Source organism: Sneathiella chungangensis, from assembly GCF_009882935.1.
GTDB classification, from domain to species: domain Bacteria; phylum Pseudomonadota; class Alphaproteobacteria; order Sneathiellales; family Sneathiellaceae; genus Sneathiella; species Sneathiella chungangensis.
This window is the reverse complement of the sequence record NZ_WTVA01000003.1, coordinates 331,537-357,346: the sequence shown is the minus strand read 5'-3', so window position 1 is coordinate 357,346 and position 25,810 is coordinate 331,537. Positions and strand designations below refer to the sequence as shown.

Here is a 25,810-nt window from a genome sequence, read left to right as displayed (position 1 = left end):
CCTTAAATTGCTGTTCTGAGATGATAGGATTTCGGCCGCGTCAGGCTTTCATAGCCGACCGATGACAGGGTGCAGCCACGCCCCGAATTCTTGACGCCAGTCCAGGCCAGAGCCGGATCAAGATAGTCGCAGCGGTTCATGAACCAGGTGCCCGTCTCGACCTGATCGCCGATGCGGATGGCCGCCGCCTCGTCCGTCGTCCAGACGGAGGCGGTCAGGCCGAATTCGCTGTCGTTCATCAATTTGATCGCTTCCTCATCGGAGGCCACTTTCATGATGCCGACGACGGGACCGAAGCTTTCTTCGGTCATGATCCGCATGCCGTGATCGACATCGACGACGACATCGGGGGCAAGATAGGGCGTGCCGGGCTTGTCGGCCGGGAAGAGTTTGGGATCGATCAGGGATTTCGCGCCCACCTTGACCGCATCGGCGACCTGGCCGCGGACGAAATCCGCCGCCGCCGCATTGACGAGCGGGCCCAGGGTGGTTTCCGGATCGAGGGGCGAGCCGAGTTTGTATGCCTTCACCACCTCGACGAATTTTTCAACGAAATCGTCATAGACATCGGCATGGACATAGATCCGCTCGATCCCGCAGCAGGACTGACCGGAATTGAACATGGCGCCATCGACAAGATTTTCCGCGGCATAGGCGACATCGGCATCGGCCCGCACATAGGCCGGATCCTTGCCGCCGAGCTCCAACCCGACGCCGAGGAAATGACCGACCGCCGCCTCCTCGATGGCGCGGCCCGCCGGAACCGAGCCGGTAAAGCAGACATAATCCACCTGATCGGACTGGATGATTTTCGCCGCCGCCGAGTGGCTGGCGACGACAATCTGGAACAGGTCCTTCGGCAGCCCCGCCTCGACAAAACTCTCGACCATTCGCTCGCCGCAGAGATGGGTCTGCGTCGCATGTTTCAGGATCACCGCATTTCCCGCCATCAGCGCCGGAACGATGGAATTCACCGCCGTCATGTAAGGAAAATTCCAGGGGGCGATGGTGAAAACGACCCCGACAGGCTCCCGCTTGATATAGCGGGTAAAGCCGTCTTTTTTTGGAATTTCAATCTCTTTCAGGGCGTCTTCGGCGATGGAAATCATATGCCGCGCCCGCTCCTCGAAGCCGCCGACCTCGCCGGCGCCGAATTTCACCGGTCGGCCCATCTGCCAGGCCAGCTCCTCGACGATCCGGTCCTTCCGGGCGACGAAACCATCGACGCATTTCGCGAGTAGCGCGGCCCGTTCCGCCACGGATTTCCTGCGCCAATCCCGCTGCGCGGCGCGGGCCCGCGTCAGCATGGCGTCGATTTCCGAAGGCGGCGTATAGGCGCGCTCGACATAGAGGCTGCCATCCACCGGGCTGATCGTTTTCAAGCTTTCCGACATTCAATCCATCCAATTTGAGATTTCCCAAGTTCTAACATTTTTCCACAAGACTCCAACATCAATTTTTCAGGTCCTTGAGTATAAAAGTGTCTGTTTGGGTATTTTTCGCGGCGCAGAATGTTGATTTCCACATTTTGATTTAATTTTCGCCAAAGACATGCTAGTTAAAAGATGGATTGTCCGTATAAATTCGGAGGCCCGGCGGGAAAAATGAAACAAACAAAACGACAACTGGCCATCATGAACATGCTGCAGGTAGAAAAATCCTGCGGCATAATCGAACTTGCGAAAAAACTCGGTGTTTCGGACGAGACGATTCGCCGCGACATCAAGGAGATGGCGAAATTCGGCGCCGTCGAGAAAATCCACGGCGGCGTCATGCTTCCCAATACCGCGCTTGAGGCCCCGTTCCTGCGCCGGCTGGAAGCGCAGCGGCGGGAGAAGCAGCGCATCGCCAAGCTTGCCGCCTCGTTGATCGTCGATGGTGAGACGTTGCTTATCGATAACGGCAGCACGTCCTGCTATGTCGCCAAGGCGTTGAGCCAGCATCGCGACCTGACCATCGTCACCAATTCAACGGAAGTCGCCCGCGATCTATGCGGACGCAACAACAACAAGGTTTTCATGGCAGGCGGTGAAATCCGCGCCGACGACAGCGCGACCTACGGCCCGACAGCGGTGAATTTCGCCAGGCAATTCGCGACCGAGCGCGCCATTCTGTCGATTGCCGCCATCAGCGCCGATCAGGGCTTTCTCGACTGCGACCTTGGTGAGGCGGAGTTCAAGCGGGCGATCCTGCCGCAGGCCGCCAGCATCATCATCGTCGCCGATCACACGAAATTCAACCGGCCGGGCGTCGTCAAGGTCTGCGATTTCGACGCCGTCGATCTCCTCCTCACCGATCAGCCGCCGCCGCAAAGCATCATCGACAAGCTTGGCCGGGAACGGATCATGATTGCCTGAACCTCCGGCGCTAAGCCCGCTTTCACATCGGTATCCGGCCGATGGAGGGAAATACACCGATGACTTCGCCGCCGAAAATCAGGCCCGCAACGGAGCGCGACTGCCCGGCGCTGACCGAACTTGCGCTGACGTCAAAAGCCTTCTGGGGATATGACGATGATTTCATGACGGGCTGCGAGGCGGTGCTGACTGTCACGCCCCGGATGATTGCGGAATGGGAGAGCGGCGTCCTTGAGGATGACGACGGGATCGCCGGATTTTACCTGCTGTCCTTCGACCCGGAGGAGGCCGAACTTCAGCTTCTCTATGTCTCCCCGCTCGCCATGGGCAAGGGTTACGGCCGCCTGCTGATCCGCGAGGCGGCGGAGAAAGCGGCGCGGCTCCGCTACCCCTCCCTCCGGATCGAGGCGGATCCCAATGCACTCGGCTTCTACCGGAAAATGGGCGCGAAGCAGATCGGCTGGTGCCGCTCGGAGGTGGAGGAGACGCGCGAATTGCCGCTCCTCACGCTGCCACTCAGATAATCTCGAAGTAGCGCTGCAGTTCCCAGTCGGTGATCGCCTTGCGGAACTCCCGTTCCTCCCATTCCCGGGTGACCACATAGTGATCGACGAAGGCGTCGCCGAACAAATCCCGCGCCGCCGCCGATTTCTTGAGCGCCTGTGCCGCCTCCCAGAGGGTTTTCGGCAGCATGAGCTCGTCCGGGAATTCCTGCGTATAGGCGTTGCCGACAACCGCCGCCGTCGGTTCAATCTTGTTCTCGATCCCCCAGAGGCCGGAGCCGAGCGCCGCCGCAATCGCAATATGCGGATTGATATCCGCCGCCGCAATCCGGTATTCGACCCGCTGCGATTTATCCGATCCGGGAATGGCCCGAAGCGCCGTGGTCCGGTTCTCGATCCCCCAGCTTGCCTCCGTCGGCGCCCAGAAACCGGGAATCATCCGGGTATAGCTGTTGATCGTCGGCGCGATCATGGCAAGCAGTTCCGGCATCAGCTTCTGCTGACCGCCAATGAAATGACGCATGGTGTCGCTGAATTTATCCTCCTTGCTCTCGTCAAAGAACAACCCCTTGCCGTCCTTGTCCTGGAGCGAAAGATGGATATGGCCGCTCTGGCCCGGGAAATCCTTCGACCATTTCGCCATGAAGGTCGCCATGAGGCCGTTTTTCTCGGCAAGTATCTTGGTGAAGGTCTTGAACAGGCCCGCCTTGTCGGCGGCCTTCAGCGCTTCGTCATAGGCGATCGCCGCCTCGAGAACGCCGGGACCCGTCTCCGTATGCAACCCCTCGAGCGGCATGTCCATTTCCTGGCAGAGCGAGAGAAGCTGTTCGTAGAAATCATTCTCGACCGACGCGCGGAGCATGGAATAGCCGAAAAAACCCGGCGTGAAGTTCGTCATGCCGCGGTAATTCTTCTCGCGCACCGAATGCGGCGTCTCGTTGAACATGAAAAACTCGAACTCACAGGCCGCCGTCGCATGGATGCCCATATCCGCCGCCCGCTTGAGGACACGCTTCAATGTCTGGCGCGGACAGACATGGGCGGCGCGGTCGCCGAATTCCAACTGGAAAAACAGCATGTTGTCTTCAAGCGGCAATTCGCGGCAGCTATCGATGATCGGCACCACCTTGGCGTCCGCATAGCCGTTGGACCAGCCGGTATAGCTGTCGGTATCGTAAAGCTGATCATTGACGTCCCAGCCAAGCACCACGTCGCAAAAGCCGAAACCGGTCTCGAGAATGCTGAAAAACTTGTCCTTGCTGAGATATTTGCCGCGCAGGACACCGTCAATGTCGAAAACACCCACCTTGACGAAATCAAGATCACGATCTTCGATAATGCTGCGGGCATCGGTTACTGTTTTGACGAAACGCGCGTCCATATAATTCCCCTTGTAGATGCGCCCGTCGTCAGCCTACCTTAACGGCCTAGAATCTCAAGCGCCTGTTGATGAAGTTCCTTGGTTGCCGCGGCAACGATGGTGCCGTCGGAATTCATGTCCGGCCGATTACCGGACCAGTCCGTAATGACGCCGCCCGCCTCCTCGATCACCGGGACGAGGGCCATGAAGTCATAGCTTTTCAGGCCGGTCTCGACGGCGAGGTCGGCCCAGCCGGAGGCGACCATCGCATAGATGTAGCAATCGCCGCCATAGCGCCGGATACGGGTTTTCTCGCGGAGCTCGGCAAATTTGTCGCGGTTCTCCGACGAGAAATATTCAATCGCCGTCGTCATCAGGATGGCATCGCCGAGATCGCGGCAGTCGCTCGTCCGGCTGGGGGTGCCATTGAAATAGCATCCCTCACCGGCGACGCCGATCCAGAACTCGCCCAGCTCCGGCATCGAGATCGCGCCGATGCGTACATCATTATCCCTGGTGAAGGCGAGAAGCGTGCCATAGAGCGGCAGGCCGGAAATAAAGCTCTTGGTTCCGTCGATCGGATCGATCACCCAGATATCGGAGAGCTCCTTGCCGTCGAAGCCATGCTCCTCCCCGAGAATGCCGTGCCCCGGATACCGCTCCGTAATCATCTCGCGGATGCGCGCCTCGCATTCCCGGTCGGCAATGGTGACCGGGGAATTGTCAAGTTTCTGGATCACGTCGATGGGCTTGCGGAAATAGGACCGGGTGACGGCCGCCGCGGCGCCCGCAAGCGAGCAGGTGAATTCGGCCATTTCGGCCAATGCGCCCCCGACCGGGGCCGCCATAAAATCGGGTTTGGGCATAATCTCACGCGACGCTTTAAGAACTATTCGGCCCTTCATAGCAGCAGACGCGTCGCTTCTCCACAAATTTCCGCAAGATATTCAACTAAATCAACAAGGACCAAAATAATATGGTCATTCTGCCACGGAATACTCCGCCAGCGCCTCCGCGAGCCAGGCGCCGACATAGCGGCTGAAGGAACTGCGAACGTAGATATGGAAGGCGGTTTCGCCGGTCTGCTCGACGATGGCCTGCGATTTCGCAATCAGGGTCTGAACGCAATCGCCGGGGGCAAAAACACGGGGATGAAAATCAAACTCCGAGCTTTTCATCAGCGCAGGGTGGCTATGCGGGCCCGACAGCTCGAATATGGTGCGGTTGGCACTCACATCATTGACCGCGACATGCTGCCCGGAGAGCGCCGCCTCCAGCTTCTGAACGAGGGAAGCGGCCTCCCCCTCTCCCACCAGCAGCCATTCATCGGGAGAGAGCCAGAGGGCCTTGAAGTCCGTGCCCGCGGCCGTCTTGTTCGGGGTGTCCGGCAGGGCGATCCCCGTCCCCGCTTTCACGGCATCGGTAAAGGCCGAATCGGTTACACTCCCTCGCAGATTGACCTGTGCCCTCGGTGGAAGCTCTTTCAGGCCTTCCGGAAAAGTCTCCGCGATGGCGGCGGGGGTGATCCAGGGTGTCTCAGCCATTCAATCGCTCCCCTTCCTTGTCATAAAACACCGGATCGACGATCTCCGCCGTGACGGTTTTGCCTTCCAGCGGGGCAAAGATTTTTTGCCCCATCCGGTCATGGCCGCCTTTCACCAGCGCCAGCGCGATGGACCGGCCAAGCGTGGCGCTATAGTAACTCGACGTTACATGACCCGCCATCGGCATCGGCTTCGGCGAGTGCGGAATGAAGACGAGCTGCGCCCCTTCGGGCAGGACGTCATCCGGCTTATCGGTGAGGAGCCCGACCAGCTGCTTGCGGTCCGCGCGGGCCGTATCACTCCGCGTGAAGGAGCGTTTGCCGATAAAGTCCGGCTTCTTCTTGGAGACGATCCAGTCCATGCCGAGATCCTGCGGCGTTGTCGTGCCGTCCGTCTCCTGCCCGACGATGATAAAGCCTTTTTCCGCGCGGAGGATATGCATGCTTTCCGTACCGTAGGGCGTGATGTCAAATTCCGCCCCCGCCTCCATCACTGCCTCCCAGAGCACCCGGCCGCAGGTCCAGGGTACGTTAATCTCGTAGGTGAGTTCGCCCGTAAAGCTGATACGGAAGACCCGCGCGTCAATCCCGGCGACCACCCCTTCCTTGAAGGAGAGGAACGGGAAATTCTCTTGCGACAGGTCCATATCAGGCGCGAGCTTTTTGAGCACGGCCCCCGCCTTCGGCCCGGCGATGGAAACGGTCGCCCATTGCTCGGTGACGGAGTTGCAATAGACCTTCAACTCCGGCCATTCGGTCTGCAGATATTCCTCCAGCCAGTCGAGAACGCCCGCCGCCCCGCCCGTGGTGGTGGTCATTAGAAACCGGTCTTCCGCCAGACGCGCCGTTGTGCCGTCATCGAACACCATGCCATCCTCATGACACATCAGGCCGTACCGCACCCGCCCGATCCCGAGTTTTGCCCAGGCATTTGTATAGATACGGTTCAGGAATTCCGCCGCGTCGGGCCCGCGAATATCAATCTTGCCGAGGGTTGAGGCATCGAGAACCCCGACACCACTGCGAACAGCCAGGCATTCACGATTGAGTGCGTCCTGCATCGTCTCCCCCGCTTTCGGGAAGTACCAGGGCCGCTTCCACTGCCCGACATTCTCAAAGAGCGCGCCATTCTCCACATGCCAGTCATGAATGCTGGTGACCCGCACCGGATCGGACCAGTCGCCAAGGTTGCGCCCGGCCAGCGCGCCGTAGGAGACCGGTGTGTAAGGCGGACGGAAGGTGGTCGTGCCGACCTTCGGGATTGGTTTATCTAATATACCCGAGAGAATGGCCAAAGCATTGATATTAGACGTTTTTCCCTGATCCGTGCCAAAGCCGGTCAGGGTGTAACGCTTGATATGCTCGACCGATTCAAAACCTTCACGCACGGCAAGCTCAATATCCGCGGCGGTCGTGTCATTCTGCAGATCGACGAAATGTTTGGCCATCCCCTCCCCGATGGGACGCGATCCCGGCACGATCCAGAAAGGCTCGATCCCGCTGAGGTCCGGCTCGTCAATCTCCGGTGCGGCGGGCTTGCGTTTCGGGGTAAAGCCGGTCGCGCGCGCCGCATCTGCCCCGGCCTTGTACCCGCCCGCGAGGCAGTCTTTTAACGTGAACTCTCCGGCAAGCGCACCCGCCACCTGCTGCGCCTGACGTGGCGTTCCCGGCAGGAAGCAGGCCTTTTCCTCGTCATATTCAAGCTGGCCCTGCGACTGGCTGAAAAGATGGACGACCGGGCTCCAGCCGCCGGACATGGCGACGAGATCGCATTTGATCTGCCGGGCGGCAGAAGTATAGACCTTCGCGCCTTTCTGGATGGCACGCACCTCAACGCTCTCAACCCGTTTGCCGCCGCATGTGCCGGTAATGGCATGGCCCGCGAGAATTTCGATATCGAGGGCGCGGGCCGCATCGACAAGTTCCCCGCTCACTTCGCTCCGACAGTCAATGATCGCAACCACATCGCCGCCCGCGGCCTGCAGATCGATCGCCGCCTCATAGGCCGCATCATTGTTGGTGAACAGCGCCATCTTTTTGCCCGGCAGCACGCCATAGCGGTTCACGTAAGTCTGCACCGACCCCGCCAGCATGATCCCCGGCCGGTCATTATCGGCGAAGACAAGCGGGCGTTCATGGGCGCCGGTGGCGAGCACCACCTGCCCCGCGCGGACATGCCAGACCCGCTGCCGCACCTTACCGACACGCTCAGCCGCAGGCAGATGATCGGTTTTCTGTTCCAGCACGCAAAGATAGTTATGATCGTAATAGCCGAAGGCGGTCGAGCGGGAGAGCAAGGTGACATCGGGCATGGCCTCCAGTTCCGCCACCATTTCGGCGATCCAGCCCGCCTCGTCCTTGGCACCAATCTGCCGCTTTCTGGAAAGGAGACTGCCGCCGAATTCGCTCTGTTCGTCAACCAGCAGGACTCGCGCGCCTGCCCGCCCCGCCGCCAGCGCCGCCATCAGCCCCGCCGGACCGCCGCCGACAATCATCACCTCCACATGCAGATGCATATGATCATAGATATCCGGATCCTGTTGCGTTGGCGCCTTGCCCCAGCCCGCCGCGCGTCGGATCACCGGCTCATAGAGCTTCATCCACATGGACCGCGGCCACATGAAGGTCTTGTTATAGAAGCCCGCCGTCATGATCTTGGCAAAGAGGCCGTTAATCGCGCTGATATCAAATTCCACATTCGGCCAGACATTGACGCTACTCGCCGTTAGCCCGTCATAGAGGGAAATCTGCGTGGCTCGGATATTGGGCTCGGTCGTCGCGCCCTCCCCGAGCTGGACCATGGAGTTCGGCTCTTCCGCGCCCGCCGCAACAATGCCGCGCGGGCGATGATATTTGAAACTCCGTCCCAGAAGATGCACACCGTTCGCCAGCAATGCCGAGGCAAGTGTGTCGCCCTCATAGCCGATGTAGGGCTTGCCGTTGAAGGTGAAAGTGATCGCCTTCTTGCGGTCGATGCGCCCGCCGGAGGTGGTACGAAAGGCTTGTGTCATTTTGCGCCCCCGGCCGATTTCGGCAGCTTCGGCGGTTTCTCGCCCATCTTGTAGGAACCGACAATCTCATGGGTGACCGTATGGCGGATCACGTTGAACCAGCGTCGACAGCCGTGGCTGTGAAGCCATCGTTCGGCGAAGTAGCCTTTCGTATTGGTCCGCATGAAGAGAAACTCCGCCCATTCTGCATCATCAAGTTTGGCAGGGTCCTCCGGGCGGGCGATATGCGCCTCCCCGCCGTAGCGGAATTCCGTTTCATGCCGTTTGCCGCACCAGGGGCAGTCGATATTGAGCATCTCTATCCCTCCTAATGGGCGACGCCGGCGGCGCCATGTTCATCGATGAGCGCCCCGCTCTCGAACCGCGAGAGGCTGAAGGGTGCATTGAGCGGATGCGGCGCGTCGTTCGCGAGCGTATAGGCGAAGCACCAGCCTGATCCCGGCGTGGCCTTGAACCCGCCCGTGCCCCAGCCGCAGTTGAAATAGAGCCCCTCCACGGAGGTGCCGGAGAGGATCGGCGAGGCGTCGGGGCAGGTATCGACGATGCCGCCCCAGCTTCGCATCATGCGGACCCGGCTGAAAATCGGGAAGAGTTCGAGGCAAGCGCCGAGCTGATGCTCGATCACATGGAAGCTGCCTCGCTGGGCATAGGAATTGAAGCTGTCGATCCCCGCCCCCATGACCAGTTCCCCCTTGTCCGACTGGCTGACATAGACATGCACCGCCCCCGACATGACGACGCAGTCGATCACCGGCTTGATCGGTTCGGAGACGAGCGCCTGCAAGGGATGGCTAGTGACCGGCAGGCGGATGCCCGCCATCTCCGCAATGACGGAGCTGTGGCCCGCCGCGACCACGCCGATTTTCTTGGCCGCGATATCGCCGCGCGTTGTCTCGACGCCCGTCACTTTGCCGCCCTCGCGCTTGATGCCGGTGACTTCGCAGTTCTGGATAATGTCGACGCCGAGGGCATCCGCCGCGCGGGCATAGCCCCAGGCCACGCTGTCATGCCGGGCGACACCGCCGCGCCGCTGCAACGTTGCGCCAAGGACCGGATGGCGCGCGGTTTTGGAGATATTGATGATCGGGCAGAAGTCCTTCACCCCTTCCGCATCCAGCCATTCCGCATCGACGCCATTGAGGCGGTTGGCATTGACCCGCCGCACCCCTTCGCGGACATCACCGAGGCTGTGGGCGAGATTGAGCACGCCGCGCTGGCTCAGCATCACATTATAGTTGATATCCTGCGCGAGCCCTTCCCAGAGCTGCAAGGATTTCTCATAGATCGCCGCGCTTTCATCCCAGAGATAGTTGGAGCGGACAATGGTCGTGTTCCGCGCCGTATTGCCGCCCCCAAGCCAGCCCTTTTCGAGCACGGCGATATTGCGCATGCCATGTTCCTTCGCGAGATAATAGGCCGTCGCGAGGCCATGGCCGCCGCCGCCGATGATGATCACGTCATAGGAGGATTTCGGCTCCGGGCTGCGCCACTGCTTCGGCCAGTTCTTGTGGCTGGTCAGCGCATTTCGCGCGATCGTGAAAATGGAATATTTCACCATGGAGATTCCTCGCTCGGTCCGGACCTTCGGAAACTGCCATCTTAACGATCTGCATATCTGTCGCAAACGGTCATTTAGTAGAAAATTAGCGACATTCGCTTTTCTCCGCCGCGCCCGCTCCGCATGTTGAAGAATAAATGTCGTTTTATGAATAGCCGCCGGTCGGGCCTGCCGCCACTGTGACTGAAACGGTTGGAATATCAGATGTTAGCGGCTTTTGAGGGAGGGCGACAAGCGATGACGGACCAACATAAGAATCCCAAAAGTGATATCGAAATCGCGCAGGCCGCCAAGATGAAGCGGATCGCGGAGGTGGCGAAGGACAGTCTCGGGATCGACGCCGACAAGCTGGAACCATATGGCCATTACAAGGCGAAGCTCTCGCTCGACTATATCAAAACGCTCGAGAAAAAGCCGGACGGCAAGCTGATCCTGGTGACCGCCATGACCCCGACCCCGGCAGGTGAAGGCAAGACCACGACGACCGTCGGGCTCGGCGACGGGCTCAACCGCATCGGCAAGAAGGCGATCATCTGCCTGCGCGAACCGTCCCTCGGCCCCTGCTTCGGCATGAAGGGCGGCGCCGCGGGCGGCGGCTATGCGCAAGTCGTGCCGATGACCGATATCAACCTGCATTTCACCGGCGATTTCCATGCGATCGGTGTCGCCAACAACCTGCTGGCGGCGTTGGTCGACAATCATATCTACTGGGGCAATCAGCTCGGCCTGGATGAGCGGCGGATCATCTGGCGGCGCGTCGTCGACATGAATGACCGGGCGCTGCGCAATATCGTCAACAGCCTTGGCGGCATCGCCGACGGTTTCCCGCGCGAGGATCATTTCGATATCACCGTCGCCTCCGAGGTGATGGCGATCTTCTGCCTCGCGACCGATATCGACGATTTGAAGCGCCGCCTTGGCAATATCATCGTCGGCTATACCCGCGAAAAGAAGCCGGTGTTCGCGAAGGATCTCGACGCCCATGGGGCGATGACGGTGCTCCTGAAGGATGCGTTCCAGCCGAACCTCGTGCAGACGCTCGAAAACAACCCCGCCTTTATCCATGGCGGGCCGTTCGCCAATATCGCCCATGGCTGCAACAGCGTGCTGGCAACCAAGACGGCGCTCAAGCTCGCCGATTATGTGGTGACGGAGGCCGGCTTCGGCGCCGATCTCGGGGCCGAGAAATTCCTCGATATCAAATGCCGCAAGGCCGGGCTGAAGCCGGAAATCGCCGTCGTCGTCGCGACGATCCGGGCGCTCAAGATGCATGGCGGCGTCGCCAAGGAGGATCTGGGCAAGGAGAATGTCAAGGCGGTCATCGACGGCGCCGAAAATCTCTCCCGCCATGTGGAGAATTTGAAGAAATTCGGCCTGCTCGTCATTGTCGCCATCAATAAATTCTCGGCCGATACCAAGGAAGAGGTCGACCAGGTCCGGCAGATCTGCGCCGAGCTTGGCGTCGATGCGATCGAATCCGATCACTGGGGCAATGGCGGCGCGGGCGCAAAGGATCTCGCCAAGGCGGTGGTTAAGAAAATTGACCAGAACGGCAGCAATTACGCCCCGCTCTATAACGACGCGCTGCCGCTCTGGGACAAGGTGCGCACGGTCGCGCAAACGCTCTATGGCGCGCAGGGCATTATCGCCGACAAGAAGGTGCGCGACCAGTTCAAGGAGCTGCAGGACGGCGGCTTCGGTCACTATCCGGTCTGCATCGCCAAGACGCAATACAGCTTCTCGACGGATCCGAACCTCAAGGGCGCGCCCAGCAATCATGTGGTGCCGATCCGCGAGGTGCGCATCTCCGGCGGGGCGGAATTCGTCGTCGCGGTCTGCGGCAATATCATGACGATGCCGGGCCTGCCCCGCATTCCCGCCGCAAATTCAATCGACGTAAACGAGGCGGGCGAAATTGTCGGCCTCTTCTAGAAGAGAGGTCGGCGAACCGCCTAGCCCTATATAACTTCTATCTTATTTACCATTGAAAACATGACCATATTCCTGTAGGGATGAAAGGGACGCTCTCGTTCTGGGGGGAATTTGGAGAGATGCTTAAAAGATGGTTTATAATCGCCATGGTTATGTTGCTGCCCTTCGCGGCGGCGAAAGCGATGGCCGAAGATATGACTCCGGCGGTAGTGAGTTTACCAGGCCTCAACCTTAAACTCTATTCCGAGGCATCGAGAGACGCGGAAATTGTCGACACGATCATGCCGTCCGAATTTCCGCCAACCGTCCTGTATATCGACACCTCTTCCAATGGCATGCACAAAATCCGCCTCCAGAATTATGAAAAGCCCGTATGGGTTAAAAGCACCAGGGTGACGTTGCCGAAGATTGACAGGAAAGTTGAAATAGCCTGCGAGTCAACGGCGGTCGCCAAAACGGGCCAGAGCGGTAAAGGTCTGGGTGATCGATCCACCTGCAAAAAGAATTGAGTTGGCCCAATGAAAAAATTCACCTCCGTAATACTTCTCAGCAGTTTCATGGTGGGCTGCGTATCAATCGATGATCTTCCCTATGTCGGCGCGTTTGACCAGACCAGCAAGGAGGGAAAATTCGTCGAAGAATATGATTTTACCGCCAAATCATATGAAACCGGCGATCTGACGACGACGCAGGATACACGCAATATCTATCTGAATTCGCTTGGGACAATTCCGGACGACAGCCTGCGCCTCTACGCCCAGACAATACTGACCAAGATTGTCGAAAACGGCCCGAAAGTGCCATTGCAGCCGGAAATTCAAATCGGGGCAAATATGAACCCGGGGGCCATCACCGTGAAAAGCGGCACGATTTTCCTCAATCACAGTCTCTTCGACTATCTGGAAAACGAAGACCAGATTGCCTTCATTATTGCCCATGAATATTCCCATCTGTTGCTGCAGCATTTTACCTCGGACCTGTTTACGACGATGCATCCCTATCTGGTGACGGCCGCCGACATCGCGGTCGGTCAGGCCGGAAAGAACCCCCATTCCGGCAAGGGAATCCGGCTATATGGGACGGACCTGATGGCGCGGGACGTCTTGTTGCCATTCTGGAGCCGGCAAAATGAAGCGGAAGCCGACCGGCTGGGCGTCGATCTGATGGTCGCGGCGGGCTACAATCCGAACGAGTCCCTCAAAGCCCTGACAATCATCGACGAGTATGAAAAGCAGTTCGAAGCCAGTTTCGAGGTCGAACGCAATGCGCTCGAAAAGGAAATCCTCGCGGAAAACCATTCCTCAAAGAACAACGACAAATTCAATCTCGTAGAATCGATACAAACCGCGTTTAAGGATCTCCAGACGACAGTCGCGAAAGAGCATCCGGATGCCCAGGAACGCATGCAGGACGTCTTTGAATATACCGAGCGGGAATATTCCGAAGCCGCTTTTCGGGATCTTACCAAGGCTGAATTTGCAAGTGTCGTCGCCGCCAACCAGGAGATTCTGGACAAGTACAAAAAGGCATTTGAAATCCGGCGAACGCTGGTGAGCGAGCCGAAACTATCCGCGGCGCAATTCGCCGAACTGGAGAGCACCGCCCGCTGGACGATTTCCGGCAGCACGCAGAACCATCCCTATACCCGCCAGACCATGTCCCTGGTGCGGGAATACAAGGGCGCGTATGAGCTGGCGCTGAAAAATCTCGAGCTGACCGAGAATACCGACGGATTCCTTCCGGGCCCGATGGAAATGAACCGCATTCAATGGTTGAAGCAAACGCGCCAGAATGAGGAGGCCTTCGATCGCACGAAGGAAGTCGGGGAATATTATGACTGGCCGCTCGCGACCTTCAGGGAGGCCATTGAGCTTGGGCAGGTTCTCGGTAAAAAACAGGAAGTCACCGGCTTCCGTCTCGCCTGTGTCGCCAAGCATCCGCAAAGTCGAGATCTCTGTCAATGAGTCGGCCCAAACGGGCATTCAAGGTTATGCCGGGCCCGAAACTTGCGCAATTTCTAAAATTACTGTTCGCCATCGTCATGTCCGTGATCCTCGTCCTGATCACGCCCGAGGCCATCGAGAAACCGACCGATGAATTGTCCTATGGTTATTTTACCCGGTTACTTGGTTCCAGATTTTATCCCGATAGCGAGGTCGCGAAAAAATCCACGTTCGTGGTGATCATTAACCAGAAGAGCCTCAACGAAGACAATCTTACCTGGCCGCCCCCCTTCGAGTTTCACAGTGACGTCATCCGCCGGATTTTGAAGGCCGAGCCTGCGGCGGTTGTCCTTGATTTCCTATTGGTGGACAGACGTCAGGATAAATCCCTGGATGATTTGGTGGCGACCTTTTCCTACGCCAAGAATGACTTGAATATTCCGATCATTGTGGCCCGTGGATCTTTTTCCGCCTATGGGAAAACAGGTATCATTTCCGATCTGGAAGACCATGTTACGCAGGCCGCCGGCTGGTCGGAGAGTGGCGGTCACTCTGCCTTCCGTTATGCGCTTTACCCGAAAGACGAGGAGAACGCCGCCCCCTCCATTGCGATCGAGGCGTTTGAGGCCTTTTGCAACAACCGCAAACGTGACGAAACGGCCGAAGCGCCGGCCAGCTGCGACACCAGGAAAAATCTCGAAGAGTCCGCCAGGGAAATGTGGGTTTTCTGGTCTTCGCGCGTGCCCGATAATTCAAAAGTCTTCCAACTGGATAAGGGAGAGCCGTTTGAAGCCGTTGAATGCACGCGAGCTCATCTGGATGATGGCCCGCTCGATTATATTGTCGACAGCATTCTGGATCTGGAGCCGGAATCCAGCTGTCCGCCGCAACCCTGGTTGCCCGCGCATTATTTCATTAAAGATCCCGACAATCGGATCGACGAGGCCCTGAAGGGCCGCGTGGTTTTCTATGGTTTTAACCTTGAAGGTATTCAGGACACGGTCAAGCCGCCAACCACGACGAATGATATCCCCGGCGTCTTTATTCACGCCATGGCCTTGGAGAATCTGATTGAATGGGGGTCTGATTACCTGTCCCTGACCGGGAGCCGGGCGAACGACTATCTGCCCATAACGGCGGACGTCCTGGAGGTGGCGACGCTTGTCGTGATCCTCCTCCTGTACTTCCTCCTCGCCCATTATCTCACGCCCTATGTGCAAATTTTCCTGGACAAGAAATACAAGAAGGTGAAGTACGAATACGAAACCACGAATAATCCATTCGTCCATATAAAGCATGTATTTCTTTTTTTACTGGCATTCTACAAAAATCATTCCGGAAGAAGAATTTGGTTACGCTGGGTGAAGATCGCCCTCATTCTCCTGTTGGAGGTCCTGCTGTTAGGCGCCGTTCTTCTCGGCGTCAGCCTCTACGTTGAAATGGGATTCTTCCGCATCGCACCGGTCAATTGGATGGCCATTCTGGCAATTGTCGGTGTCGTTCAATTCCTCTCACTGAGAAGGTAGCCTTCCCGTTGCGGCAGCTAGTGGCAAGGGACAGCTGTCAGGCGGGCTTTTTTGCCGACAGATGTACAAAAAATGTTTGTCTTTTTCGGCATCTGAAGTAGCGTTTAGAAAACAGGGTGATTTTTGCTGGAAGTCGCAAATTTGAACGGTAAATCGAATTCCGGGGGCATCAGGCACAGGATCGGGTTCTGCCTGCTTCCCGAATTTTCATCGCTTGCATTCATTTCGGCTGTCGAACCGCTCAGGATCGCCAACCGGCTGGCCAAGGAAACGATCTATAGCTGGGAATGTTTTTCTGTCGATGGCAAGCCTGCCGTCAGCTCCGCCGGAATTGAATTTTCGGTGCAGGGAAGCATTTCGGACATGCCCGCGCTTCCCACAGTCTTCACCTGCGGCGGTATCAATATCCACAAACATACGGAACCGCAGATCATCTCCACCCTGCGCCGCCTGTCCTCCCACGGGTCCAGTCTGGGCGCCATCTGCACGGGCCCGCATGTGCTGGCGAAGGCCGGGCTGCTGAAGGGCTACCGCTGCACCATCCATTGGGAGAACCTCTCCGGCTTTATCGAGGATTTCCCCGATCTCGACATCACCTCGGAACTTTTCGAGATCGACCGCAACCGCTATACCTGCGCCGGCGGGACGGCATCGCTCGACATGATGCTGAGCCTGATCGCCAAGGAGACCAGCCAGGAACTCGCGCTCGCCGTCGCCGACCAGCTCATCTATCATCGCATCCGCGAGGGAACGGAACGCCAGCGGATGGAGCTGCGGGCGCGTCTCGGCATCTCGCATCCGAAACTGCTCGCCGCGATCGCCTGCATGGAGGAAAATCTCGAGGAGCCCTTGAGCTGCAGCGATCTCGCGACCAAAGTCGGGCTGTCCACCCGGCAGCTTGAAAGGCTGTTCCAGAAATATCTCGATTATTCACCGACCCGCTATTATCTCGGGCTCCGGCTGGACCGGGCGCGCTATCTCCTGACCCAGACGAGCCTGCCGATCATCGAGGTGGCGCTTGCCTGCGGCTTCGTCTCGGCCTCGCATTTCTCGAAATGTCACCGGGAGCATTTTGGCCGCACGCCGAGCGACGAGCGGCGCGTCCGCCACTAATCCGCCACTGTCTCCATGCCGCGGCGGCGACGGCGACGCCCCCCTTCACCAGAGGTATCGGAGAGCATTTTCGGCGCCGGCAGCTTGACCGCCTTGGAGAGTTCCGGATAGGGCGCGGTTTTATGGGGGATGGCCATCGCCTCGACGAAATATTGCTGGAATTTCGGCTCGACCGCCGTCTCGATTTTCTCGACCGACTTCACCAACTCCTCGATCTCGTTCCTAGCCGAATTGTTGAGGAGCGCGATGCGGGCGCCGACCCCGGCCGCGTTGCCGACGGCCTTCACTTCCTCAAGATCGCAATCGGGGATCATGCCGAGCACCATGGCGTATTTGGTGTCGATATGGCTGCCGAAGGCGCCGGTCAGCTGGATACGGTCCACCTTTTCCAGATCGAGCTTATCCATCAACAGCTTCGCGCCCGCATAGAGCGCCGCCTTGGCGAGCTGAATCGCCCGCACGTCGGTCTGGTAGATCTTGATCTCGTTCTCGCCGTCACGGATCACATAGGAGAAGGTGCGGCCATCGGCGACAATTCGTGGACTTTTCGCCGCCATCGCGCCATCGATCACGCCATCGGAACTGAGAATGCCCGCAAGATACATTTCGGCGATCACCTCGATAATACCGGAGCCGCAAATACCGGTAACGCCGATCTTTTTCGTCTCCGCCTCAAACCCTTCCTCATCGGACCAGAGATCGGAGCCGATGACCTTGAAGCGCGGTTCCAGCGTTTCGGGATCAATGCGCACCCGCTCGATCGCGCCCGCGGCCGCCCGCTGGCCACAGGAAATCTGCGCCCCCTCGAAGGCCGGTCCCGTCGGCGAGGAGGCCGCGAGCAACCGTTCGTTGTTGCCGAGCACAATCTCGGCATTGGTGCCGACATCGATGATCAGGGTCATCTGTTCCTGCAGATGCGGTGCCTCGGACAGGATCACCGCCGCCGTATCCGCGCCGACATGGCCCGCGATGCAGGGCAGGAAATAGGCCCGGCAATCGGGGTTGGAAATCATCCCGACCTCACTCGCCCAGACGATCATCCCCGAATTGGTGGCAAGCGCGAAAGGCGCGCCGCCGAGTTCCGTCGGATCGATGCCGAGCAGCAGGTGATGCATGATCGGATTGCCGACGAAGACCGCGTTCAGGATATCGTCGGGATCGACCTTGGCGGCCTCACTCACTTCGGCGATCAGATCGTTGATGCCAGAGCGCACCGCCTCGGTCAGCAGTTTCTCCCCGCCCGGGTTCATCATCACATAGGAGACCCGGCTCATCAGGTCCTCGCCATAGCGGATCTGCGGGTTCATCATACCAGCGGAGGCGATGACCGCCCCGGTGGAGAGATCGCACAGATGCATGGCGATGGTGGTAGAGCCGACATCGACGGCGATGCCGTAGGCCTGATTGGCGAAGCCCGGCCAGACTTTCGTGATGCGCCGCTCCCGGTGGACGGCGACGGTCACGCTCCAGTTGCCCGCCCGCAGCACCTTTTGCAGTGCCCGCAGGGTGCGCAGGTCGCATTCGAGGCCATCGAGCCCCCATTGCTGCTTGAGGGCGAGGCAAAGCCTCTCGAAATCGCCGGTCGGGTTATGCATGTCCGGCTCCAGCACCTGGACGAAATGCAGCCGGATCGCCGGGTCCATCTCGATCTTGCGATCATCCGCCTGCTTGACGACAACCTGCTTATGGACCTGGCTGGTGGCGGGAACATCGATGACCGCGTCACCATTGAGCAGCGCTTGGCAGCTAAGCCGCCGTCCCTCCTTGAGGTTGCGGCGCTCCCGGTATTTTTCCTCGACATCGTTGAAGGCGGAGAGTGAGCCAGCGCGGCTGGTAACCCCGTGCTTGGAAAAGCGGCCGACGGTCATATCGACCTGGCAACGGCCGCAAATGCCGCGTCCGCCGCAGACACTGTCGATATCGACACCGAGGGCGCGGGCAGCCTCCAGAACCGGGGTACCATGCGGAAAGCGGCCCCGTTTGCCCGACGGCATGAAAGCGATCAGATGGGTCTTTTCCTTGGTAATCAGGCGGTCAGGCATTGCGTCTCCGTCGCCGGCCCGCCCGGCGGGCCTCCTCGCTGCCCTCGGCAGCGGGTTCGCGGAAGGTCTTGATCCACTTCACGCAGTTCGGGTCGCGCCCCATCACCACATTGGCGCCCTTGATGGCGGCCATTTCCGGCTCATGCAGCGGATTGGTAATCGCCGAGGTCATGCCGGCGCCGATCGCCATGGACAAAAACGCCGCATTCATGCCATGGCGGTTGGGCAGCCCGAAGCTGAAGTTGGAGGCACCGCAGGTCGTGTTGACCTTCAACTCGTCGCGCAGGCGGCGGACGAGCGTCAGGACCTGCCGCCCGGCGTCATTGAGCGCGCCAACGGGCATGACCAGCGGATCGACAACGACATCGGCCGGGGAAATCCCGTAATCCTGCGCCCGTTCAACGATCTTCTTGGCGACGGCGAAGCGGACATCCGGATCCTCGGATATGCCGCTCTCGTCATTGGAGATCGCGACAACCGCCGCGCCATGCTTCTTGACCAGTGGCAGCACGGTTTCCAGCCGCTCCTCCTCCCCGGTTACGGAGTTTACCAGCGCCTTGCCCTGATAGACGGCGAGGCCGGCCTCAAGCGCCGCGACGATGGAACTATCGATGGAGAGCGGCACGTCCGTGAGGCTCTGCACCAGCTTGACGGTTTCAGCGAGGATGCGCGGCTCATCGGCGAGCGGGATACCGGCATTCACATCGAGCATATGGGCGCCCGCCGCAACCTGGGCCAGTGCGTCCGCCTCGACACGGCTGTAATCGCCGTTTTTCATCTCCTCGGCGAGAAGTTTGCGCCCTGTCGGGTTGATGCGCTCACCGATGATCACGAACGGACGGTCAAATCCGATGATGACTTCTCTGGTGGCTGATGAAATGCGCGTATCCGTCATAGTGAGTTACCTTGAATTGCGGGGCTTTCGCCGGTTGTCATCCATCTTCCATTAAAGGACAGGAGGCAGTTCCCTCTTGCCCAAGAACGACTTAATGTTCCTCGGAAACGGCAGCGACCGCTTCGGCCGGATCGACGGGATGGCGGATCTGCTCCTTCACGCTCTCGAAGGCGCCGCTCACCGCCTCGAAATCCGGGTTGTTCTCGCGTTTCCAGGGCCTGCGGCCCTTCAGAACCCCGGATTCATGGACGATTTCGGCGACCAGTTCTTCCTGCCGGTAGGCCATCACATGGGCACCGGAGACGCCCTTCATCTCATGCACCTGCTGGAGCATTTCGATGCAGATTTTCTTGCCCTCCAGCTTCTGGTCCGCCGCCCCTTCCAGCCGTTCGATGACGGCGTCGGGAATATGGATGCCGGGGACGTTGGCGCGGATCCATTTCGCGGCCCGCGCGGAGGCGAGCGGCCCGACACCGATCAGGATGAAGCATTGCTCGTCAAGGCCCATATCGCGGACCATCTCCATGTACCGCTCCAGCATCACGATATCGAAGCAATACTGGCTTTGCACGAACTGCGCCCCGGCCTCGATCTTTTTCGCAAGACGATGCGGGCGGAAGTCATAGGGCGGCGCGAAGGGATTGATCGCGGCGCCCAGAAAAACCTGCGGCGGCGAGGTGATCTTGCGGCCGGAGAGAAACCGTCCCTCGTCGCGCATCTGCCGGATCGTCCGGAGCAGCGACATGCTGTCGAGATCGAAGACCGGCTTCGCCCCCGGCTGATCGCCCGCCTGCACCCCGTCGCCGGTCAGGCAGAGGATGTTGTTCACCCCCATGGCGGCGGCGCCAAGGACGTTCCCCTGAATGGCAATGCGGTTATGGTCGCGACAGGAAATCTGCATCACCGGCGAATAGCCGACACGGGTTAACAGCGCGCAAATCCCGACCGAGGACATATGGCAATTGGCGCCGGAGCCGTCCGTCGCATTGATCCCGTCGACCCAGCCGTCGAAGACGGCGCCGCGCTCGAACACCTCGTTCGGATCGGCGCTGTCGGGCGGGTTAAGCTCGGCGGTGACGGCGAACTCCCCGGCCCGCAGCACCCTCTCCAGCCGGCCACGGGAGGTATGACCGGGAAGGGGCGGAAGCTGTGCGCCATGATCATGTGCGGCGGCCGTCATGACGTCGGGGCCCCTTCCTTCGCAGCGGCCTTCTCTTCGGCCGCCTCGGCGGTTGCCCGCAGCCAGGCGGAGGAGCCGCGCCAGGAATGATCGACCGGCGGCTGGACTTTCAGGATATTGTCGCCCGCGCGCATATGGCGGCTGCCCTTCCAGGCCTCGACCCAGACACAGGGCATGTCCGGCTCAACCTCGCAGTTGCCGTTTGCCCGCACCCCGCCGCAGGGCCCGTTGCGGAGCGATTTCGGGCAGTTCATCGGGCAGGACATGCCGGTATCGCTCAATGCGCATTGGCCGCACATGCGGCAATCGAAAAGGAAGCTTTTCACCGCCTTCTCGACCAGCACGACAGGCTTTTCGGCGCGCTTGTACCCAACAAAGGTCCAGAAGGGATGCAGCTTCAGGAAAATACCCGCCAGAAGCTTGTAGATGCGTTCAAGGCCGCGGGAATGGCGCACGGACCAGAGCCGCACCGAATAGAAGGCGCGGCTGCGGGTGACGGGGCTGCGGCTCGCGGGCTGATAGGCGGATCTCGGCATCAGCCCTCCTTCCGGCCGCCGGAAACGACCAACGCGCGCAGCGCCGCCGCGTCGAATTCCGCCTCAATCGCCGCCGCGCGGTCGGTGGCAAGAGCCTCCAGATCGCCCGCGACCGCCTCGGCATCGCCCTTGCGCCAGCCCTCGAGATAGGCGTCCGATTCATGGGCCTTGTCACGCATCGCCGCCATGTCGATCGCCTCCTGAAAGCGGTCGGAGAGCATGACCTTGGCGTTCTTGCGCCCCTCCTTCACAACGATCTGCGAGGGGATATCGCGCCAGTAAAGAATAGTCAGTTGCGCCATGGTCCTATCCCGCCTTCCGGCTCAAAAAATCGCCAAGGCCGGAAAGCCCGGTGAAACGATATTCGTATTTGAGAGAGAGTCGCTCCGCCGCCCGGCGGGCCTTTTCCTGCAGCTCCGCATTCTCAATCTGGGAGAGATAGAGAAGTTTCTCGTAATTGCCGAAATAGAGCGGCAGGAGCTCCGGATGCCGGTCAATGCCGAGTCCTTCGATAATCAGCCGGTCGAAATGCCGGGCGAGGAAATCGGTGAGATAGAAGGTCGCCGGCTCCGCATCGGCAATCGCCTCGAACGCCTTCGCGCCCGTGTAGAATTCGTAGCAATGGGCGCCGGCGATCCGCTCGACGCCTTCTTCCTCCAGCATCTTGTCGAGCTGGCCGCCCGTACCGCAGTCGCCATAGAGCGCGAGAATCTGATCGAAGCGGTCGCGATTTTCATGGATCTTCGCCCGCATGGCCTCCGGTATCAGCGCCGGGCGGTTATGCAGCTTGGCAGGCAGGCAGGTCACCTCCATATGCTCCCAGCCATTGCTGCGGATCACGGCGAAGCATTCCTCCGCCAGCGCGCCGCAGGCAATCAGCAGGGTTTTTTTCCGCGCAACTGTCATCATCACGCTCCCGGGCAAAGGGGTCAGGCTGCGCGACGCTCCGCGACCATTTTCTGGGCAATCTCCACCGTCATCGCGGCGTCCCGTCCATAGGCATCAGCGCCGACACTCTCGGCAAATTCCTCATTCAGCGGCGCTCCGCCGACCATGACGATGTAATCGTCGCGGATACCCTTCTCCTTCATGGTATCGATGACGACCTTCATATAGGGCATGGTGGTGGTGAGCAGCGCCGACATGCCAATGATGTCGGGCTTATGTTCCTCCAGCGCCTCGAGATATTTCTCGACCGGATTGTTGATGCCAAGGTCGATGACCTCGAAGCCCGCGCCTTCCATCATCATGATCACGAGATTCTTGCCGATATCGTGGATGTCGCCCTTGACGGTGCCGATGACCATCTTGCCGGCCTTGGGCGCGCCGGTTTCGGCGAGCAGCGGCTTCAGGATCGCCATGCCTGCCTTCATCGCGTTGGCGGCCAGCAGCACTTCGGGCACGAACAGGATACCGTCGCGGAAGTCGATGCCGACGATGCGCATTCCCTCAACCAGCGCGTCCGTCAGGACCCTGTAAGGTTCCCAGCCGCGCCCCAGAAGGATATTCACCCCTTCGCAAATCTCATCCGCCAGCCCGTCATACAGGTCATCATGCATCTGTTCGACGAGTTCCCCGTCATCCAGGGCCGAGAGGTCAATATCATCATCTTCCATCGAAATCTCCACTGACTGCAAAAATTGACGACGATCTAACGAAAAGTTTCATATAAGCCGGGCGGTAAAACTATTCCCGCGCAGACATGGAATAATTTTACCGCGACACTTTTGTCGAAATTGGAACAAGGGCGCAGGTTCTCAGGCCCTCAACCGTTCATTTTCGGGATCGAAAATCGATTCCTCGATGACGGTTGCGGGATAGCGCGTCCCAAGGATTTCAATCTCGAGCCGGGTGCCGATGGCCTCCATGCCGGCCTTGATATATCCCTGCGCCAGGCTTTTGCCGACGTAATGGCCATAGGCCCCGGCCGTCGCCCGGCCGACCATATTGCCATTCTCATCATAGAGCGGTTCGTTGCCGCGCGCGTCCGCGTCCTTGATCCCGTCGACCTCCAGGCAGACGAAGGATTGCGGCACGCCGGCCGCCTTTTGCGCGATCAGCGCCTCGCGGCCGATGAAATCGCCTTTATCGAGATGGACGAAGCGTTCCAGCCCCGCCTCGAACACCGTATATTCGCGGGTCAGGTCCTGCCCCCACATGCGGTAATTCTTCTCCATGCGCAGGCTGTCCATGGCGCGCATGCCGCACATGCCAAGGCCATATTCCTCACCCGCCGCGACAATAGCATCGAAAATATGATTCTGATATTCGATCGGGTGGTGCAACTCCCAGCCCAGATCGCCGACGAAATTGACCCGCATGGCGCGGCAGGGGGCGAGCCCGACCGTGATATGCTGCCCCGTCAACCATTTAAAGCCGTTGTTGGAAAGGTCCGCATCGGTAATTTTCTGAAGGATATCGCGCGACTTTGGTCCCGCAAGCACCAGCACCCCATGCGCGGTCGTTACATTGTCCAGCCGCACGGACCCGTCATCGGGGAGGTTCTTCAGCAGATAATCATGATCAAAGCGTTCCGCCGCGCCGGAGCTCACCAGATAGAAGGCTTCCGGCCCGTCGCGCATGATGGTGAATTCGGAGCGGATGCCGCCGCGCTTATTGAGCGCATGAGAGAGGTTGATCCGCCCGATCCCCTTCGGCAGCTTGCGACAGACGAGACGGTCGAGATAGGCCTCCGCCCCCGGTCCCGAGACCTGGAATTTCGAGAAGCTGGTGATATCGATGAGCCCGGCGTTTTCGCGGGTGTTCTTCGCCTCGTTCCCCACATGCTCGAAATAGTTGGACCGGCGGAAGCTCCAGACATCCTTGCCCTCGACCCCCTTCGGCGCGAACCAGTTCGGCCGTTCCCAGCCATAGCGCTGGCCGAAGACCGCGCCGCGCGCCGCCAGACGGTCATGACAGGGAGACATTTTCAGCGGACGGCCCGCCGGGCGCTCCTCATCGGGGTAATGGATGACGAAGACATGCTCGTAGCATTCCTCGTTCTTGATCTTGGTATAGGGCTTGGTCGCATAGGCGCCAAAGCGGCGCGGATCGACATCCATCATGTCGATGCCGGGCTCGCCTTCGGTGATCCATTCGGCGAGCTGCCAGCCGGAGCCGCCCGCCGCCGTCACGCCGAAGCTGTGGCCCTCATTGATCCAGAAATTCTTGAGCCCCCAGGCGGGGCCGATCATCGGGCTGCCGTCGGGCGTATAGGCGATGGGGCCGTTGACGATATCCTTGATGCCGGCCTCGGCAAAGGTTGGCACACGCTTGATCGCTGCCTCCACATGCGGCATCAGCCGCTCGAGATCGCCCGGGAAGAGATCCTGACCGAAAGTGTCCGGAACCCCATCGACGAAGCAGGCGGGCGCGCCCTTCTCATAGGGACCTAGGATATAGCCTTGCCGTTCCTCCCGGAGGTAATAGGAGGCGTCGCTCTCGCGCAGCACCGCCATCTCGGGAAGGCCCGCCTTTTTCCGCTCGAGTAGTTCCGGCACTTCGTCGGTGACAATATATTGATGCTGAACCGGGATGACCGGGATATCAAGGCCGACCATGGAAAGGGTCTGACGGGCGTAGTTGCCGGTGCAACTGACCACATGCTCGGCGGTGATATCGCCCTTGTTCGTGCGGATCAGCCATTCGCCGTTCTTCTGCTGCTCGATCGAGAGGACTTCCGTATGGCGGTTGATCTCGGCGCCGCCGTTGCGCGCCCCGATGGCCATGGCGTTGGTCACGTCCACCGGCGCAATATGGCCGTCGTCGGGATGATAGAGCGCACCGACCAGCCCGTCGACCTCCGCCAGTGGCCAGAGCTCCTTCACTTCCTTAGGGGTAATGATCTCATAGGGCACCCCGATGGTGTTGGCGGTGCCGCAATATTTGAGATATTCATCCATCCGCTCCCTGTTCGTCGCAAGACGGAGATTACCGGTCACATGGAAGCTGACATTCTGGCCCGTCTCGGCCTCGAGCCGTTTATAGAGATCGACGCTGTATTTATGGATCTGCCCGACGGCATAGCTCATGTTAAAGAGTGGGAGAAGACCCGCCGCATGCCAGGTCGATCCGGCAGTCAATTCCGTCCGTTCCAGCAGGACGACATCGGACCAGCCCTTCTTGGTGAGATGATAGGCCGTGCTGACCCCGACAACGCCGCCCCCGATTACGACCACCCGCGCATGTGATTTCATTTATCCGTCCCCTTAATCCCTTGCCCTGTCATCGAGAGGCGTTGACTTTCATTCTGTCCACCGTGGCGATTGCGCTTTTAAATCGCTAACGGGGCTCCGACGCTCGCTGTTCCTT

At 59.5% G+C, this 25,810-nt stretch carries 22 protein-coding genes; 7 read left to right on the top strand and 15 right to left on the bottom strand.

Features of this window, described 5'->3' with window-relative positions; all coding sequences use genetic code 11:
- Positions 1-2: 2 nt before the first annotated feature.
- Entirely contained in the window at positions 3-1,394 is a 1,392-nt protein-coding gene (locus GQF03_RS08750; RefSeq protein ID WP_161338857.1) for an aldehyde dehydrogenase family protein, read from the bottom strand.
- 210 nt (positions 1,395-1,604) lie between these two features.
- On the opposite strand from GQF03_RS08750, the gene GQF03_RS08745 reads away from it, so the two are divergent.
- Positions 1,605-2,357 carry a DeoR/GlpR family DNA-binding transcription regulator gene (locus tag GQF03_RS08745; RefSeq protein WP_161338856.1) on the top strand — a complete coding sequence of 251 codons (753 nt, stop codon included), beginning with the start codon at positions 1,605-1,607 and terminating at the stop codon, positions 2,355-2,357.
- Positions 2,358-2,416: 59 nt separating this feature from the next.
- Positions 2,417-2,881, top strand: coding sequence for a GNAT family N-acetyltransferase (locus GQF03_RS08740; RefSeq protein WP_161338855.1), 465 nt, complete (start codon positions 2,417-2,419; stop codon positions 2,879-2,881).
- Here the strand turns inward: GQF03_RS08740 and GQF03_RS08735 are convergent.
- From GQF03_RS08735 to GQF03_RS08710, 6 genes are all read right to left on the bottom strand, one after another.
- Positions 2,874-4,241: a glutamine synthetase family protein gene (locus GQF03_RS08735; protein WP_161338854.1), complete on the bottom strand. Its 1,368-nt coding sequence runs from the start codon at positions 4,239-4,241 to the stop codon at positions 2,874-2,876. The genes GQF03_RS08740 and GQF03_RS08735 overlap by 8 nt on opposite strands.
- Before the next feature lie 38 nt (positions 4,242-4,279).
- On the bottom strand, positions 4,280-5,086 hold the full coding sequence (hisN, locus tag GQF03_RS08730; RefSeq protein ID WP_206376275.1) for a histidinol-phosphatase: 807 nt from the start codon (positions 5,084-5,086) through the stop codon (positions 4,280-4,282).
- Positions 5,087-5,200: 114 nt separating this feature from the next.
- Positions 5,201-5,764 carry a sarcosine oxidase subunit gamma gene (locus GQF03_RS08725; RefSeq protein ID WP_161338853.1) on the bottom strand — a complete coding sequence of 188 codons (564 nt, stop codon included), beginning with the start codon at positions 5,762-5,764 and terminating at the stop codon, positions 5,201-5,203.
- Complete coding sequence (locus GQF03_RS08720) at positions 5,757-8,774, bottom strand: sarcosine oxidase subunit alpha (protein WP_161338852.1); 3,018 nt, start codon at positions 8,772-8,774, stop codon at positions 5,757-5,759. The genes GQF03_RS08725 and GQF03_RS08720 overlap by 8 nt, the downstream gene beginning before the upstream one ends.
- On the bottom strand, positions 8,771-9,070 hold the full coding sequence (locus GQF03_RS08715; RefSeq protein WP_161338851.1) for a sarcosine oxidase subunit delta: 300 nt from the start codon (positions 9,068-9,070) through the stop codon (positions 8,771-8,773). Before GQF03_RS08715 ends, GQF03_RS08720 begins: the two co-directional genes overlap by 4 nt.
- 11 nt (positions 9,071-9,081) lie before the next feature.
- Positions 9,082-10,332 (bottom strand): sarcosine oxidase subunit beta family protein, encoded by a 1,251-nt coding sequence (locus GQF03_RS08710; protein WP_161338850.1) that lies wholly within the window; start codon positions 10,330-10,332, stop codon positions 9,082-9,084.
- Positions 10,333-10,569: 237 nt separating this feature from the next.
- Between GQF03_RS08710 and GQF03_RS08705 the strand changes: the two genes are divergently transcribed.
- The 5 genes from GQF03_RS08705 to GQF03_RS08685 all read left to right on the top strand — a co-directional run bounded on the left by GQF03_RS08705 (position 10,570) and on the right by GQF03_RS08685 (position 16,846).
- Positions 10,570-12,264 (top strand): formate--tetrahydrofolate ligase, encoded by a 1,695-nt coding sequence (locus GQF03_RS08705; RefSeq protein WP_174238726.1) that lies wholly within the window; start codon positions 10,570-10,572, stop codon positions 12,262-12,264.
- Between the two features lie 119 nt (positions 12,265-12,383).
- Positions 12,384-12,773 carry a hypothetical protein gene (locus tag GQF03_RS08700; RefSeq protein WP_161338848.1) on the top strand — a complete coding sequence of 130 codons (390 nt, stop codon included), beginning with the start codon at positions 12,384-12,386 and terminating at the stop codon, positions 12,771-12,773.
- Between the two features lie 9 nt (positions 12,774-12,782).
- A complete protein-coding gene (locus GQF03_RS08695) occupies positions 12,783-14,228 on the top strand; it encodes a M48 family metallopeptidase (protein ID WP_161338847.1) in 1,446 nt (481 codons plus the stop codon).
- Entirely contained in the window at positions 14,225-15,733 is a 1,509-nt protein-coding gene (locus GQF03_RS08690) for a CHASE2 domain-containing protein (RefSeq protein ID WP_161338846.1), read from the top strand. The genes GQF03_RS08695 and GQF03_RS08690 overlap by 4 nt, the downstream gene beginning before the upstream one ends.
- Positions 15,734-15,874: 141 nt before the next feature.
- The gene (locus GQF03_RS08685; protein ID WP_161338845.1) at positions 15,875-16,846 is read left to right on the top strand and encodes a GlxA family transcriptional regulator; all 972 of its coding nucleotides are present in this window, start codon (positions 15,875-15,877) and stop codon (positions 16,844-16,846) included.
- On the opposite strand, the gene GQF03_RS08680 is transcribed toward GQF03_RS08685, so the two are convergent.
- From GQF03_RS08680 to GQF03_RS08645, 8 genes are all read right to left on the bottom strand, one after another.
- Positions 16,843-18,888 (bottom strand): ASKHA domain-containing protein, encoded by a 2,046-nt coding sequence (locus GQF03_RS08680; protein WP_161338844.1) that lies wholly within the window; start codon positions 18,886-18,888, stop codon positions 16,843-16,845. The two genes, GQF03_RS08685 and GQF03_RS08680, sit on opposite strands and share 4 nt — an antisense overlap.
- The gene (locus tag GQF03_RS08675) at positions 18,881-19,783 is read right to left on the bottom strand and encodes a methyltetrahydrofolate cobalamin methyltransferase (RefSeq protein ID WP_161338843.1); all 903 of its coding nucleotides are present in this window, start codon (positions 19,781-19,783) and stop codon (positions 18,881-18,883) included. The genes GQF03_RS08680 and GQF03_RS08675 overlap by 8 nt, the downstream gene beginning before the upstream one ends.
- Before the next feature lie 91 nt (positions 19,784-19,874).
- Positions 19,875-20,963, bottom strand: a complete 1,089-nt coding sequence (locus tag GQF03_RS08670; RefSeq protein WP_161338842.1) for a methylenetetrahydrofolate reductase — start codon at positions 20,961-20,963, stop codon at positions 19,875-19,877.
- A complete protein-coding gene (locus GQF03_RS08665) occupies positions 20,960-21,499 on the bottom strand; it encodes a methylenetetrahydrofolate reductase C-terminal domain-containing protein (protein ID WP_161338841.1) in 540 nt (179 codons plus the stop codon). The genes GQF03_RS08670 and GQF03_RS08665 overlap by 4 nt, the downstream gene beginning before the upstream one ends.
- On the bottom strand, positions 21,499-21,801 hold the full coding sequence (locus GQF03_RS08660; protein ID WP_161338840.1) for a virulence factor: 303 nt from the start codon (positions 21,799-21,801) through the stop codon (positions 21,499-21,501). The genes GQF03_RS08665 and GQF03_RS08660 overlap by 1 nt, the downstream gene beginning before the upstream one ends.
- A 4-nt stretch (positions 21,802-21,805) precedes the next feature.
- Positions 21,806-22,408: a DUF1638 domain-containing protein gene (locus GQF03_RS08655; protein WP_206376278.1), complete on the bottom strand. Its 603-nt coding sequence runs from the start codon at positions 22,406-22,408 to the stop codon at positions 21,806-21,808.
- A gap of 20 nt (positions 22,409-22,428) precedes the next feature.
- On the bottom strand, positions 22,429-23,115 hold the full coding sequence (locus GQF03_RS08650) for a corrinoid protein (RefSeq protein ID WP_161338839.1): 687 nt from the start codon (positions 23,113-23,115) through the stop codon (positions 22,429-22,431).
- Positions 23,116-23,256: 141 nt separating this feature from the next.
- A complete protein-coding gene (locus GQF03_RS08645; RefSeq protein ID WP_161338838.1) occupies positions 23,257-25,695 on the bottom strand; it encodes a GcvT family protein in 2,439 nt (812 codons plus the stop codon).
- Positions 25,696-25,810: the final 115 nt, after the last annotated feature.

Excerpts from the sequence above, each read along its gene's own strand:
- GQF03_RS08725 (WP_161338853.1), bottom strand. The coding sequence starts at position 5,764 with ATGGCTGAGACACCCTGGATCACCCCCGCCGCCATCGCGGAGACTTTT.
- GQF03_RS08700 (WP_161338848.1), top strand. The coding sequence starts at position 12,384 with ATGCTTAAAAGATGGTTTATAATCGCCATGGTTATGTTGCTGCCCTTC.
- GQF03_RS08665 (WP_161338841.1), bottom strand. The coding sequence starts at position 21,499 with ATGCCGAGATCCGCCTATCAGCCCGCGAGCCGCAGCCCCGTCACCCGC.
- GQF03_RS08715 (WP_161338851.1), bottom strand. The coding sequence starts at position 9,070 with ATGCTCAATATCGACTGCCCCTGGTGCGGCAAACGGCATGAAACGGAA.
- GQF03_RS08745 (WP_161338856.1), top strand. The coding sequence starts at position 1,605 with ATGAAACAAACAAAACGACAACTGGCCATCATGAACATGCTGCAGGTA.
- GQF03_RS08645 (WP_161338838.1), bottom strand. The coding sequence starts at position 25,695 with ATGAAATCACATGCGCGGGTGGTCGTAATCGGGGGCGGCGTTGTCGGG.
- GQF03_RS08740 (WP_161338855.1), top strand. The coding sequence starts at position 2,417 with ATGACTTCGCCGCCGAAAATCAGGCCCGCAACGGAGCGCGACTGCCCG.
- GQF03_RS08690 (WP_161338846.1), top strand. The coding sequence starts at position 14,225 with ATGAGTCGGCCCAAACGGGCATTCAAGGTTATGCCGGGCCCGAAACTT.
- GQF03_RS08660 (WP_161338840.1), bottom strand. The coding sequence starts at position 21,801 with ATGGCGCAACTGACTATTCTTTACTGGCGCGATATCCCCTCGCAGATC.
- GQF03_RS08670 (WP_161338842.1), bottom strand. The coding sequence starts at position 20,963 with ATGACGGCCGCCGCACATGATCATGGCGCACAGCTTCCGCCCCTTCCC.
- GQF03_RS08695 (WP_161338847.1), top strand. The coding sequence starts at position 12,783 with ATGAAAAAATTCACCTCCGTAATACTTCTCAGCAGTTTCATGGTGGGC.
- GQF03_RS08655 (WP_206376278.1), bottom strand. The coding sequence starts at position 22,408 with ATGATGACAGTTGCGCGGAAAAAAACCCTGCTGATTGCCTGCGGCGCG.
- GQF03_RS08650 (WP_161338839.1), bottom strand. The coding sequence starts at position 23,115 with ATGGAAGATGATGATATTGACCTCTCGGCCCTGGATGACGGGGAACTC.
- GQF03_RS08720 (WP_161338852.1), bottom strand. The coding sequence starts at position 8,774 with ATGACACAAGCCTTTCGTACCACCTCCGGCGGGCGCATCGACCGCAAG.
- GQF03_RS08675 (WP_161338843.1), bottom strand. The coding sequence starts at position 19,783 with ATGACGGATACGCGCATTTCATCAGCCACCAGAGAAGTCATCATCGGA.
- GQF03_RS08735 (WP_161338854.1), bottom strand. The coding sequence starts at position 4,241 with ATGGACGCGCGTTTCGTCAAAACAGTAACCGATGCCCGCAGCATTATC.
- hisN (WP_206376275.1), bottom strand. The coding sequence starts at position 5,086 with ATGCCCAAACCCGATTTTATGGCGGCCCCGGTCGGGGGCGCATTGGCC.
- GQF03_RS08710 (WP_161338850.1), bottom strand. The coding sequence starts at position 10,332 with ATGGTGAAATATTCCATTTTCACGATCGCGCGAAATGCGCTGACCAGC.
- GQF03_RS08750 (WP_161338857.1), bottom strand. The coding sequence starts at position 1,394 with ATGTCGGAAAGCTTGAAAACGATCAGCCCGGTGGATGGCAGCCTCTAT.
- GQF03_RS08680 (WP_161338844.1), bottom strand. The coding sequence starts at position 18,888 with ATGCCTGACCGCCTGATTACCAAGGAAAAGACCCATCTGATCGCTTTC.
- GQF03_RS08705 (WP_174238726.1), top strand. The coding sequence starts at position 10,570 with ATGACGGACCAACATAAGAATCCCAAAAGTGATATCGAAATCGCGCAG.